We start from the raw sequence: 12,851 nt of genomic DNA on the forward strand, positions 1-12,851 counted from the left end.
ACCTGCCGTGCAAGGTGCGGGCCTGACGCCACGCGCCGCCGACGTCCGCGCAGAGGAAGGGGAGCCGTGCGCCGCATCTCGCCCGCGACGCAGCACTACGCCTGGGGGTCGACGACGGCGATCCCGGACCTGCTGTGCGTCGTGCCGGACGGCCGCCCGGTGGCCGAGGCGTGGTTCGGCGCCCACCCGAGCGCCCCGGCCGTGGTGCACGAGGACGAGGATGACGTCCCGCTCGACCGGCTGGTCGCGGCGGACCCGACGGCGACGCTCGGCGAGGACGTGCGGGCGCGGTTCAACGGCGAGCTGCCGTACCTGCTCAAGGTCATCGCGGCCGAGTCGCCGCTGTCGCTGCAGGTGCACCCGAGCCGCGACCGTGCGCGTGCCGGGTACGCGGCCGAGGACGCGGCAGGCGTTCCCCTCGACGCGGCCGAGCGCAACTACCGGGACCGCAACCACAAGCCCGAGCTCGTCTACGCGCTCACGCGTTTCGACGCGATGGTCGGCTTCCGCGCGTCGCGTCGCGTCGCCGAGCTGCTCGCGGGGCTCGACGCGCCGCTCGCGGCGGACCTGCACGCGCTGCTCGTGTCCGACCCGACGCCGGGCGCGGTGCGCCGGGCGTTCCAGTGGCTGATGTCACCGGACACGCGTCCGGCCGAGGACGACGTGCGCAAGTTCGCCGACGCGTGCGCGCAGCGGCTGGCCGACGGGTCCCCGAGCCCGCGCACGGACCGCACGGTCATGCGCCTCGCCGCGGCGTACCCCGGCGACGCGGGCGCGGTCACGTCCGTGCTGCTCAACCCGGTGACGCTCCACCCGGGCGACGCGCTGTTCGTGCCTGCGGGGTCGGTGCACGCCTACCTGCACGGCGTCGGTGTCGAGATCATGGCCAACTCGGACAACGTGCTGCGCGCGGGCTTGACGGCGAAGCACATCGACCTCCCCGAGCTGCTCGCCAACCTCGACGCGGTCGCGGCGCCGCCCATCCGCATCGCCCCGGAGCGCGTGTTCACGTCGACGGAGATCTTCTACGCACCCGTCGACGACTTCGAGCTCTCCGTCACCCGGCTGACCGACGAGGGCGCGACGCGGATCCCGGGGCGGGGGCCACGCGTGCTCCTGTGCCTCGAGGGCGAGGTCGAGGTGCGCGCGCAGGACGGCGAGCCGATGGTGCTGACGCGGGGTCAGGCGGCGTTCGCGCCCGCGAGCGACGGCGTGCTGACGGCGTGGGGCGACGGCGTCCTCATCCAGGCCGACGTGCCCTGACGGCCGACGTGCCCTGACGGCCGATCAGCCCGGGCTCAGGCGGCGGTGCGGTGCCCCGTGAACACCCAGCGCTTGTACCCGACGTACCGCAGGACGGTCCCGACGGCGATGCCGACCACGGTCGCCACGTTGTCGGCCAGCGGGGTGTCGAGCTGCAGCACGTAGTGCGAGAACGCGAGCGTGAGGATCGGCACGGCCGCCCCGACCAGGTTGATCGCGCCGTACACGACGAGCTCGCGACCGTGCCGCTCGGTGCGGTGCGACGCGAAGGTCCAGTAGCGGTTGCCGAGCCAGGAGACGACGGTCGCGAGCGCCATCGAGACGATCTTCGCGGTGATCGGCTTCGCCTCGAGCAGCTCGCCGGGACCGAACCGGAGCAGGTTGAAGACGCCGATGTCCACGACGAACGCGACGCCGCCGACGGACAGGAACCGGGCGACCTCGAGACCACGCGCGCGCAGCGCCGCGAGGCGGAGCGCTGGCTGCGGCCGCGTGCCGGACGTGCGCGGCACGTCCGCGAGGCGGCGCTCGTCGGTGGCACTCACGGTGGTGGTCTCCTCGCCTGGGCTGCCGCGAGAATAGCGGGGCCACCTGGGAACCGGCAGGGTGAAGGCGCCGGCGGTCCGCGCTGAAGCGATTCGACGTGCGCGGTGGACGCCGCGCAGGGAGCGACGTCCGCTCGGTTAGGCTCGACGCCCGTGGCAGCTCCTGTGGTGGCGGTGGTCGGCGGCGGTCAGCTCGCACGGATGATGGCGCCGGCGGCGACGGCGCTCGGCGTCCACCTGCGCGTCCTCGTGGAGGACGCGTCGTCGTCCGCCGCGCAGGTCGTGGTCGACGCGCCCGTCGGGGCGGCGTCCGACGCGGCGGCGATCGAGGGCATCGTCGACGGCGCGACCGCGCTGACGTTCGAGCACGAGCACGTGCCGAACGACCTGCTCGAGCGGCTCGCCGACGCGGGTGTCGCGGTCCGGCCGGCCGCGGGCGCCCTGCGGCACGCGCAGGACAAGGCCGTCATGCGGCGCCGCCTCACCGCGCTCGGGGTGCCGTGCCCGCGCTGGGCACCGGTCGCGGACGCCGACGACCTGCGCGACTTCCTCGCCGCGAACGGCGACCAGGCGGTCGTGAAGACCACGCGCGGCGGCTACGCCGGCAAGGGCGTGCGGGTGGTCCGGTCGGCCGACGAGGCCGCCGACTGGCTCGCGGCCGCCGCCGACGGGTCGGGCGCGGCCCTCATCGCGGAGGAGAAGGTGCCGTTCACGCGCGAGCTCGCGGTCCTCGTGGCGCGGCGGCCGAGCGGCGAGGTCCGCACCTGGCCCGTGGTCGAGTCCGTGCAGCGCGACGGCGTGTGCGCCGAGGTCGTGGCGCCCGCACCCGACCTGCACCCCGCGACCCGCGACCAGGCGCTCGACGTCGCGGTGCGCGTCGCCGAAGGGCTCGACGTCGTGGGCGTCCTCGCGGTCGAGCTGTTCGAGGTCGCCGGGCACGACGGCGCGCCGACGGTGCTCGTCAACGAGCTCGCGATGCGCCCGCACAACTCGGGCCACTGGACGATCGACGGCGCGGTCACCAGCCAGTTCGAGCAGCACCTGCGCGCGGTCCTCGACCTGCCGCTGGGCGACACGTCCGCCCGCGCGCCGTGGACCGTGATGGCCAACGTGCTCGGCAGCGCGCTCGACGAGCTGACCGACGCGCTCGACGACGTCGCCGCGGCGGACCCGCAGGCGAAGGTCCACCTGTACGGCAAGCAGGTCCGCCCGGGCCGCAAGCTCGGACACGTGAACGTCAGCGGCGACGACCTCGACGAGGTGCGTCGCCGCGCCCGGGACGCGGCCGCGCGCCTGCGCGGCGAGCGGCCCTGACGCCCCCACCCCCTCGTCCCGGCGCGCGCCGCGGACCGCACGGACGGAGACACCGTGACCACGACGCAGCCCCTGGTCGGGATCGTGATGGGCTCGGACTCGGACTGGCCCGTCATGGAGGCCGCCGCGTTCGCGCTCGACGAGTTCGGCGTGCCCTACGAGGTCGACGTGGTGTCGGCCCACCGCCAGCCGGACAAGATGCTCGACTACGGGCGGACCGCCGCCGCGCGCGGGCTGCGCGTGGTCGTCGCGGGTGCCGGGGGAGCGGCCCACCTGCCGGGCATGCTCGCGTCGGTGACGACGCTGCCCGTCGTCGGGGTCCCCGTGCCGCTCGCGCATCTCGACGGTCTCGACTCGCTCCTGTCGATCGTCCAGATGCCCGCGGGCGTCCCCGTCGCGACCGTGTCCGTCGGCGGCGCGCGCAACGCGGGGCTGCTCGCGGTGCGCATCCTCGCGGCCGGCGCCGACGACGACGCGGCGCGGCTGCGTGACGCGATGGCGCGGTTCCAGGACGGCCTCCGAGCGCAGGCGGACGCCAAGGGCGAGCGCCTGCGGGCGCGCGCGACGGGTCGGCCGACCACCGGGTTCTCCGCCTGACCGGTCGCTCCCGGCCGGGTCCGGGGGCGTGGAGGTCCCGGGCCACGGTTCCGGACCTCGTGTGAAGGCCCCGTGCACGACGCGTCGCCCGGGCCGTCTCGGCGCGCGGTGCCGGCGAGGGCGTGCCTACCGTCGAGGTGATGACCTCCGCCCCCTCCGTCGACGACCGCACTGTCGCCTCTCGCGCCGTCTCCCGCGCAGCAGCGCCTGCGGCCCCCGCCGACCGGGCCGGCACCTCGACCGCGGTCACCGGTGACGCGCCCGCGAGCCCGCCGCCACCCCGGCTCATGGTGCTCGACGGGCTCCGGTTCCTCGCCGCGGCCGCGGTCGTCGCGTACCACCTCGCAGGCCGGCAGACGTCGGCCTGGGGACCGGACCAGGTCGAGCGCCTCGGCGACGTCCCTCGGTGGACGTCCTACGGGTCGCTCGGCCCGGAGCTGTTCTTCGTCATCAGCGGGTTCGTGGTGCTGCTGACCGCCTGGGGCCGCCCGACGGTCCGGCTGGTCGCCTCACGCCTCGCACGCCTGTACCCGGCGTACTGGGCGGGCGTGCTGCTCACCGGGGGGCTGCTGCTCGTGCTGTGGCCCGACGGCAAGGACGTGACCCCCGCGCAGGTGCTGGTCAACCTCACGATGGTGCAGTCCGCGCTCGGCGTCCCGCACGTCGACGGCGTCTACTGGACGCTCTGGGCGGAGCTGCGCTTCTACCTGCTCATCGGCCTCCTGTCGCTCGTCGGGCTGACCCGACGCCGGGTGCTCGCGGTCGCGCTCGTCTGGCCGTGGCTCGCGCAGCTCGCGCTGCACAGCGGGCTCACGGGCCTCGCGACCGCGCTCGTCGCGGACTACGCGTCGCTGTTCGCGGCCGGCATGGCGCTCTACGTGCTGCACCGCGACGGGCACCGGCTCGACGCGTGGCTCGTGGTCGCGGCGAACACCGTCCTCGCGGTGCTGCTCGTCGTCCCGTCGCGCGCCGCCGTCCTCGCCCGGACGACCGGCTACGAGCCGTCGCAGCTGCTGCTCGGGGTCGGCGTCGTGGTGTGCGTCGCGTTGGTCGCGTGCGCCGTCCTCACGCCGCTCGCACGGGCGCGGGCCACGTGGTGCGTGACGCTCGGTGCGCTCACGTACCCCGTCTACCTGGTGCACGACTACTGGGGCCTGTACGTCGTCCACCTCACGGCGCCGCACGTGCCGACGGCCGTCGCCCTGACGCTCGCGGTCGGTGCGGCGCTCGCGCTCGCGTGGCTCGTGCACCGGTGCGTCGAGCTGCCGTGCGGGCCCCGGGTGCGGCGCTGGTCCGAGCAGGCGCTCGCGCGGGTGCGCGGCGTGCTGCTTGACCGCGTGAACCGCGGGCCGCGTCTGGTGCGCGGCCTCGACGAGCTCCGCGTCCCCGGCTGACGCGGCCGGTCCGACCGTGCCCTGGCGCCAGCGCGCGGTGGCGCCTGACCGGTCCGACGGTCCGAGCGACAGGACCCGGTGACGTCGTCGGGCGTCAGGACCCGGGGACGCCGCCCACCGCTCCCGGCGGCAGCGAGCCGTCGCGGATCGCGGCGAAGAACGTGGGCGCCTGGTCGGGGTCGAGCAGGACCGTCGAGCCGACGTCGCCCGGGCGGTAGTCCATGTCGGCGATGGGCGGCGTGCCCGTGATGCCCTCGGGCCCGGTCGCGGCACGGAACGCGAGCGCGAGGCGCCCCATGTCGACGATGCCCGAGCCGTCGTCGACGGTGAGCGCGCCCGTCCCGGCGTCGACGAGCTTGACCTGCTGCGCGGGGTGCCACACGAGCGACGACGGCTGGACCTTCGCCATGACGGCGCTGACGAGCTGGCGCTGCCGCTCGGCGCGGCCCACGTCGCCCTTGAGGTCGGACTTGCGCATGCGCGCGAACGCGAGCGCCTCGGGTCCGCCGACGTCGTGGCACCCGGCGGTCCACACCATGCCGGAGTCGGCGTCGTTCACGTCCGCGTCGTGGCACAGGTGCACGCCGCCGACGGCGTCGACGACGTTCCCGACGCCCGCCATGCCGATCTCCGCGTAGTGGTCGACCGTCAGGCCGGTGAGCCCCTCGACCGTCCGGACCAGCAGAGGCGCCTGCCCCCACGCGAACGCGGCGTTGAGCTTGGACGCGCCGTGCTCGGGGATCTCGACGTACGTGTCGCGGGGGAGCGAGATGAGCGCCGTCGGTCCGTTCTCGGGGACGTGCAGCAGCAGGATCGTGTCGGTCCGTGCGCCCTCGGTGCCGTCGGCCGCGATGCCGCCGTCCGCGCGCGAGTCGGACCCGGTGAGCAGGTACGTGGTGCCGGGGGTGTCGGCCGCGCCCGACAGCGCGGTGGTGTGCTGCACCTTGCCGTTCGCCCACAGCACGAGCCCGATGGGCCATGCGAGCAGGGCCACGAGGACGACCGCGACCGCAGCGAGCGCGAGCCGGCCGCGTCGACGTCGGGCCCCGGCGCCGGGCGCGCCTGCGGCGGGCACGTTCCCGGGCCCGCTCGGCCCGTTCGGCCCGCCGGGTCGCGGGCGGGCGGCTGCGACGGGTGCGGGCCGTGCTGCGGCGCCCGCGCGCGACGTGGTCGAACGCGGTGCGGCACCGCCGGCCGGACGACCGCCGGCCACCGACGTCCCGCTCGCCGGGGTAGCGGCGCGGGGGGCGCCGGGAGCGCCAGGAGCGCCGGGGCGAGCGGCGCCGGGACGCGGCGGCGTGGGACGTGCGGCGCCGGAGCGCGTGCCGCCGACCGCGATCGCGGGCGCGTCACCCGCGGGGCGCGCCGCGCCGCCGGCCGGCGAGAACGACGCCGGACGCGAGGCGGAGGGGGCCCGCCCGACGGACGCGCTCCCGCGGGGCGGCGTCGACGGTGCGGAGCCGGAGGGTGCGGTGGGTCGTGCGGCCGCGGGCCGCGGGGCTGCGGCGTCGTCGCCGACGACGATCGCGTCGCCGTCCGGACCTGCCGCCGGGCGTCGGGGCGGCGCGGCCGGGGTGAACGACGGCGGCGCCGAGGGGCGCCCGTCGCGGGTCACGAGGCCGCCTCGGTCATGCCGGGCACACCGCGGTCGTGTCCTCGGCCGTGAACGCCTCGCGGCCGGCGTGCTTGGTCGGGGCCGGCGTGGGCTGCACGGGTGCCGCTCCCGCGTCCGGCGGGGTCGTCGCGCCAGCGGCCGGGGGCGCGGTCGTGGTGGGCGCCGTCGGCGTCGCGGGCGTCTCGGGCTCGCCCAGGGCGGGTCGGTCCGCGGCGACGTTCTCCCACAGCGTGTCGGCCTCCGAGGTCCACTCGACGCGGTTCGGGTCGCTCTTGGCAGGCGCCCACGGCACGGTCATGAACGTGATGTTGCCACCCCGGATGGACCGCATGTTGTAGGTGAGGCCGGTCATCGCCGTGAGCGACAGGCCCGAGTCCGTGGTCAGCGAGCTCGTCGCCGCGTCGAGGAACGACACCAGCTGGCCCAGGTCGCTCAGGACGTTCTTCGACAGGACCTCGGTCGCCATCGCCGCGACCAGGCGCTGCTGGTTGCCGATGCGGTTGGTGTCGGAACCGTCGCCGACGCCCTTGCCCTTGCGGGCGCGGGCGAACGCGAGCGCCGTGGCGCCGTCCAGACGCTGCTGACCGGCCTGGACGTTGAGGCCCGCGTCCTTCGACGTCATCGCGTTGGGGATGCAGATGTCCACGCCGCCGATGGCGTTGATCATGTTCTGGAAGCCGGCGAAGTCGACGACGACGAAGTGGTCGATCGGGACGCCCGTGTTCTCCTGCACCGTGCGGATCGTGCAGGCCGCCGCCGACGCCATGTCGCCGCCCATGTCCCAGCCCGTCGCGAACGCGGTGTTGAACATGCCGTGCGTGGCGCGCGACGTCTTGCCGTTGGACATCGTGCACGACGGGATGTCGACGAGGGAGTCGCGGGGGATCGAGATGGCCTCGACGCGCTGCCGGTCGGCGGAGATGTGCACGAGGATCGTGGTGTCGGAGCGCATGCCCGCGACGGAGCCGCCGATCTCGGCGTTGACGCCGTCGCGCTGGTCGGACCCGAGCACCAGGATGTTGACCGGCAGACCCTTGTTCGGGTCGTCCGGGTCGGGGGTGCGGGTCACCTGCGGGGTCGGGCCCACGAGCGCCGAGATGTCGACGCGGTCCATGTTGCCCTGGAGGCGGGTGAACGCCGCGGCGGCTCCCGCGACGCCGAAGGCGAGGAGCGCGACGGTCGTGAGGGCGACGCCACGCAGGACCCGGTGCGTGCGCGGGTTGCGGGCGTGCCGCGCCGCACGAGGGCGCGGGACGGCGACGTGGCGACTGGTCACCCCGTCATGCTAGGTGCGTCGCAGGCGCTCGGCGCAGAGCCGTCGCACGCGTGCCGTGGAGGATCTGTGCAGATCATCGGCCCGCGGCCGCGCCGCCACCCCCGGCTCCGGGCGGTGGCGGCGCGGACGGGCGTCAGCGGCCGAGCTGCGCGTACTTGGCCTCCGTGGCGTCCTTGCGCGGCCGCCACCAGGCCTCGTTCTCGCGGTACCACGCGACGGTCGCCTCGAGGCCCGCACGGAAGTTCTCGTACCGGGGGGTCCAGCCGAGCTCGTCGCGCAGCTTGGTCGCGTCGATCGCGTAGCGCATGTCGTGACCGGGGCGGTCGCTCACGAGGTCGTAGGCGTCGCGGGGCTGGCCCATGATCTCGAGGATGTCCTCGACGACGGTCTTGTTGTTCTCCTCGCCGTCCGCACCGATGAGGTACGTCTCGCCGATCCGGCCGCGCTCGATGATGGCCCAGACCGCGCTGTTGTGGTCGTCGACGTGGATCCAGTCGCGCACGTTCTCGCCCTTGCCGTAGAGCTTGGGGCGGACGCCGTCGATGACGTTCGTGATCTGGCGCGGGATGAACTTCTCGACGTGCTGGTACGGCCCGTAGTTGTTCGAGCAGTTCGAGATCGTGGCCTGCACGCCGAAGCTGCGCGCCCAGGCGCGCACCAGCAGGTCGGAGGACGCCTTGGTCGAGCTGTACGGCGACGACGGGTTGTACGGCGTGTCCGGCGTGAACTTCGCGGGGTCGTCGAGCTCGAGGTCGCCGTACACCTCGTCCGTCGAGATGTGGTGGAAGCGCACCCCGTGGCGGCGGACGGCCTCGAGCAGCTGGTACGTCCCGATCACGTTCGTCCGCAGGAACGGCCACGGGTCGTGCAGCGAGTTGTCGTTGTGCGACTCGGCCGCGAAGTGCACCACGAGGTCGACGTCCTTGACGAGGCTGTCGACGATGTCGGGGTCGGCGATGTCGCCCTTCGCGAGCACCACGCGGCCCTCGACGGGGTCGAGGCTGCGCTCGTCGCCCGCGTACGTCAGGGCGTCCAGCACCGTGACCTGCACGTCGGGGCGCTCCCGGACCGTCTGGTGGACGAAGTTCGAGCCGATGAAACCGGCTCCGCCGGTGACCAGCACGTGCATGGGGGCGACTCCTCGCGAGATCGGGTGCAGCGGCCACGAGACTACTGGTGACCGGTACGGGCAGGTTCCGGCCGACCCTAGCCGTCGAGCTCCGTGAGGACGTCGTCGCGCTCCACGTAGCGCTCGCCGGTCTCCGGGCACACCCACACGTCGTCCTCGGCACGCTCGAGCGGCACCCCGGCGCGACCCACCCACCGGATGCGCCGGGCAGGCACGCCGGCCACGAGCGCGAAGTCCGGGACGTCGCGCGTCACGACCGCACCCGCCGCGACCGTCGCCCACCGGCCGATCGTCACGGGAGCCACGCACACCGCCCGCGCGCCCACGGACGCGCCCGTGCGCACGGTCACGCCGACGGGCTCCCAGTCGGAGGCGGACTTGAGCGAGCCGTCGGGTGCCACGGCACGCGGGAAGTGGTCGTTGGTGAAGACGACCGCGGGACCCACGAAGCACCCGTCCTCGAGGACGGCCGGCTCGTACACGAGCGCGTGGTTCTGGACCTTGCAGCGGTCGCCCATGACGACACCGGAGCCGACGTACGCGCCGCGACCGATGATGCAGTCCGCGCCGATGCGGGCGCCCTCCCGGACCTGGGCGAGGTGCCAGACCCGTGTCCCCGGCCCCACCTCGGCGCGCTCGTCGACCTCGGCCGACGTCGCGAACCACGCGGTCGTCCCGTGACTTCCCATGAGCTCAACCTCCTCGTCGTCGTGAGCATCATGGCGGATCCGTGCCGTGCGCCGTGCCTGCGCCGGACGAGCGGTCGTGCGTGACGTGCCCGCGCGCCGCCCGGCGGGGCGGCTTGACCAGCCCCGGAGGGGCACGAAGACTGCGAGCCACGACGCAGGGAGGGGCGACGATGTCGAGTCGTGTGCAGAGGTGGGCAGCCGGAGCCGTGGCCGCCGCAGGTCTGGTGGCAGGTGCGGGGCCCGCGCAGGCGCTGCCCGTCGCCGCGGGAGGCACGTCGCCCGCCGCGCAGGCGACGCTCCGCACGGACGGTGGGAGCGCCGCCGCCGTGCGGGCCGTCACCGACGTGCCCCTCCACGAGGTCGACCTCACGGTCGCCCCGCCGTCCGGGCTGTCGGCGTTCGCGCTTCCGGCGCCCTCGACGACGGGCCCGACCCTGGACGAGACGGACCCCGACACGACCGCGTCCGACGCGACGACGCCCGACGCGGCGACCGCCGACCGGCCGCACGGGTCCGACCGGGTCCGGACCGAGCCCATCGCCACGTCGGAGCACACGACGCTCGGCGTCTCCTGGGCCGACCCGGCGGCCTCGCTCGCGGTCCAGGTCCGGACCCGCACCGACGGGACCTGGTCGCAGTGGCGCGCGCTCGACGACGAGGTCACGTCGCCCGACGCGTCGACGAGCGAGGCGCAGCGCACGCTGCGCGGTGGCACCGAGGCGGTCTGGATCGGCGACGCCGACGCGGTCGAGCTCTCCTTCCCCGCGACGACGGCCGTACCGGCGGACCTCGAGCTGACGCTCGTGGGCGACGCGGCGACCGACGGCGTCACGGGTGACGTGACGGACGGCGCCGGCACGGCGGCGGGCACGGCCACGACCGACGGCACCGGGGCGCGGACCGCGGCGGCCACGACCACCGCCGCGCTCGAGGACGGCGACGTCGGCGCCCTCGCGCAGGCGTCCTCGGTCGCGGCCCCCGCGATCGTCTCGCGGGCCGAGTGGGGCGCCGCCCCGCAGCTGTGCGCGTTCGACGTCGCGTCCACGCTGCAGTTCGCGGTCGTCCACCACACCGCGGGCTCGAACGCCTACACCAGCGTCGCGCAGGCCATGGCGCAGATCCGCAACGACCAGCGCTACCACCAGCAGTCCCGCGGCTGGTGCGACATCGGCTACAACTACCTCGTCGACAAGTGGGGCAACGTCTACGAGGGGCGCGCGGGCTCCGGCGACCGGCCCGTGATCGGCGTGCACGCGGGCGGCTTCAACACCGGCAGCGTCGGCGTCTCCATGCTGGGCGAGTACGGCGCCGTCGCGCCGCCGGCCGCGACGCAGGAGAGCGTCGCCCGCCTGATCGCGTGGCGTCTCGCGTCCTACCACCGCGACCCGGCCGGGTCGTTCTGGTACACGACGGGCGGCGGCGAGAACTCGCGGTACGCGGCAGGCACGCGTCTGCAGCTGCCGGTCGTCATCGGTCACCGCGACGTCGCGTTCACCGCGTGCCCGGGGGAGCGCGGGTACGCGATGCTCGGCGCGGTGCGCTCGCGGGCCCGTGACCTCGTCGGCTCGCAGATGGTGAATCCCTACCTGCTCTCGACGTCGCTCGCGTACGGCGCGGGCACCGCGGTCGCCTCCGACGTCGTCGGCTCCATCGGGTGGACGCTCACGGTCGTCGACCGCCGCACCGGGGTCGAGCTCGTGCGCCGCGCCGGCAGCACCGGCCCCACGTCGGGCACGACGATCGCGGGCTGGGACGGCCGGTCGGACGCGGGCGTCGCGCTCGGCGCCGGGCCGTACACGCTCACGATGACGGGCACCGACCTCGTCGACGGGTCGCCGCTCGTGCCGTGGTCGCAGAACTTCGAGATCACGGGCAGCCAGAACCCGCCCGTCGTCGCCGCCGTGCCGCTCACCGGCTCGCTGCGGTACGAGGCCGTCGACCCCGCCCGGCTCGTCGACACGCGGGCGACCGGAGGCTCGCTCGGCGCGTCGTCGCGCATGGACCTCAAGGTCGCCGGCGTCGCAGGCGTCCCGGCCGACGCGAAGGCCGTCGCCCTCAACATCACGGCCGTCAGCTCCGCGGGCGTGTCCTACGTGAGCGCCTGGCCCGCGGGGCAGGCCCGACCGGGGGCGTCGGTGCTGAACGCCGACGCCGGGCGGACCACGGCGGCCTCCACGGTGGTCGGCGTCGGCGGGCAGGGCCTGGTCAGCCTCTACAACAACGCGGGCAGCGTGCACCTCGTCGTGGACGTCACCGGCTACTTCACCGACTCCGGCGCGACCGACGGCTACGCACCCCTGACGACGGCGGCGCGCGCGCTCGACACCCGCACGAGCGGCGGCGCGATCCCGGCCGGCGGACGGCGCACCGTGCCGCTCGCGGGGACGTCGGGGATCCCCGCCGACGCGACGGCCGTGGTCGTGAACGTCGTGTCCCGCGCGGCGGGTTACGGCAACGTCGCGGTCGTGCCGAGCGGCAGCGCGCCCGGCATCACCTCCACCGTCAACCACGTCCCGGGTCGCGACGTCGCGAACCGCGCGGTCGTGCCGCTGCGCTCCGGCGCGGTGGACGTGAACGTCGCGGGGTCGGCGGCGGACGTCGTCGTCGACGTGGTCGGCTGGTTCGGGCCCGGCGGCACGCAGCGGTTCACGCCCGTCGCGCCCGCCCGCGCCTTCGACACCCGGCTGACGGGCCGGCAGCTCGGGGACGGCCAGACGCGGACCTTCCCGGTGGCGTCGGTGGGCGGCGTCCCCGCGGACGCGTCGTCCGTGGTCCTCAACCTCACGGCGACGCGCGCGAACGCCTACGCGACGTACCTCACGGCGTGGGGTCCCGGGTCGCGGCCCGCCACGTCGGACCTCAACGCCGGGGCGGGCGCCGACATCGCGAACGTGACCTTCGTCAGGCCAGGGACCAGCGGTGTCTCCGTGTACAACAACGCAGGCAGCGTCGACGTGGTGGGGGACGTCATGGGGTACTTCCGCTAGTCACGGGCGTCCGGTCCGGGGTGTCGGCCTTGTATGCTGACG

The 12,851-nt window shown here is 75.0% G+C and carries 10 protein-coding genes; 5 read left to right on the plus strand and 5 right to left on the minus strand.

The features are described from left to right. Positions 1 to 66 precede the first annotated feature (66 nt). Complete coding sequence (gene manA, locus KOV94_RS13980; protein ID WP_124341175.1) at positions 67 to 1,263, plus strand: mannose-6-phosphate isomerase, class I; 1,197 nt, start codon at positions 67 to 69, stop codon at positions 1,261 to 1,263. 35 nt (positions 1,264 to 1,298) lie between these two features. Here manA and KOV94_RS13985 read toward each other — a convergent pair whose 3' ends face one another. Continuing rightward, positions 1,299 to 1,808, minus strand: coding sequence for a GtrA family protein (locus KOV94_RS13985; RefSeq protein ID WP_124341176.1), 510 nt, complete (start codon positions 1,806 to 1,808; stop codon positions 1,299 to 1,301). Positions 1,809 to 1,961: 153 nt separating this feature from the next. On the opposite strand from KOV94_RS13985, the gene KOV94_RS13990 reads away from it, so the two are divergent. From KOV94_RS13990 to KOV94_RS14000, 3 genes are all read left to right on the plus strand, one after another. After that, positions 1,962 to 3,122 carry a 5-(carboxyamino)imidazole ribonucleotide synthase gene (locus KOV94_RS13990; protein ID WP_218052379.1) on the plus strand — a complete coding sequence of 387 codons (1,161 nt, stop codon included), beginning with the start codon at positions 1,962 to 1,964 and terminating at the stop codon, positions 3,120 to 3,122. Positions 3,123 to 3,209: 87 nt separating this feature from the next. Continuing rightward, positions 3,210 to 3,719 (plus strand): 5-(carboxyamino)imidazole ribonucleotide mutase, encoded by a 510-nt coding sequence (gene purE, locus KOV94_RS13995; protein ID WP_218052439.1) that lies wholly within the window; start codon positions 3,210 to 3,212, stop codon positions 3,717 to 3,719. A 140-nt stretch (positions 3,720 to 3,859) separates the two neighbouring features. Further along, a complete protein-coding gene (locus tag KOV94_RS14000) occupies positions 3,860 to 5,113 on the plus strand; it encodes an acyltransferase family protein (protein ID WP_218052380.1) in 1,254 nt (417 codons plus the stop codon). 94 nt (positions 5,114 to 5,207) lie between these two features. Here the strand turns inward: KOV94_RS14000 and KOV94_RS14005 are convergent, their stop codons facing one another. The 4 genes from KOV94_RS14005 to KOV94_RS14020 all read right to left on the minus strand — a co-directional run bounded on the left by KOV94_RS14005 (position 5,208) and on the right by KOV94_RS14020 (position 9,822). Continuing rightward, positions 5,208 to 6,107: an LCP family protein gene (locus tag KOV94_RS14005; protein ID WP_308160552.1), complete on the minus strand. Its 900-nt coding sequence runs from the start codon at positions 6,105 to 6,107 to the stop codon at positions 5,208 to 5,210. Positions 6,108 to 6,741: 634 nt separating this feature from the next. Beyond that, complete coding sequence (locus KOV94_RS14010; RefSeq protein ID WP_308160553.1) at positions 6,742 to 8,004, minus strand: LCP family protein; 1,263 nt, start codon at positions 8,002 to 8,004, stop codon at positions 6,742 to 6,744. Positions 8,005 to 8,137: 133 nt separating this feature from the next. After that, positions 8,138 to 9,133: a dTDP-glucose 4,6-dehydratase gene (rfbB, locus tag KOV94_RS14015; protein ID WP_124342871.1), complete on the minus strand. Its 996-nt coding sequence runs from the start codon at positions 9,131 to 9,133 to the stop codon at positions 8,138 to 8,140. 77 nt (positions 9,134 to 9,210) lie between these two features. Continuing rightward, on the minus strand, positions 9,211 to 9,822 hold the full coding sequence (locus KOV94_RS14020; RefSeq protein ID WP_124342870.1) for an acyltransferase: 612 nt from the start codon (positions 9,820 to 9,822) through the stop codon (positions 9,211 to 9,213). A gap of 170 nt (positions 9,823 to 9,992) precedes the next feature. Between KOV94_RS14020 and KOV94_RS14025 the strand changes: the two genes are divergently transcribed. Further along, positions 9,993 to 12,809, plus strand: a complete 2,817-nt coding sequence (locus KOV94_RS14025; RefSeq protein ID WP_218052382.1) for a peptidoglycan recognition protein family protein — start codon at positions 9,993 to 9,995, stop codon at positions 12,807 to 12,809. The last annotated feature ends 42 nt before the right edge of the window (positions 12,810 to 12,851 follow it).

It is taken from the genome of Cellulomonas algicola (assembly GCF_019024305.1).
Taxonomy (GTDB): Bacteria; Actinomycetota; Actinomycetes; order Actinomycetales; family Cellulomonadaceae; genus Cellulomonas; species Cellulomonas algicola.

What these genes read in the sequence shown, in the direction of transcription:
- purE (WP_218052439.1), top strand. Translation starts at nt 3,210, where the DNA reads ATGGGCTCGGACTCGGACTGGCCCGTCATGGAGGCCGCCGCGTTCGCG.
- KOV94_RS14000 (WP_218052380.1), top strand. Translation starts at nt 3,860, where the DNA reads ATGACCTCCGCCCCCTCCGTCGACGACCGCACTGTCGCCTCTCGCGCC.
- rfbB (WP_124342871.1), bottom strand. Translation starts at nt 9,133, where the DNA reads ATGCACGTGCTGGTCACCGGCGGAGCCGGTTTCATCGGCTCGAACTTC.
- KOV94_RS14020 (WP_124342870.1), bottom strand. Translation starts at nt 9,822, where the DNA reads ATGGGAAGTCACGGGACGACCGCGTGGTTCGCGACGTCGGCCGAGGTC.
- KOV94_RS14025 (WP_218052382.1), top strand. Translation starts at nt 9,993, where the DNA reads ATGTCGAGTCGTGTGCAGAGGTGGGCAGCCGGAGCCGTGGCCGCCGCA.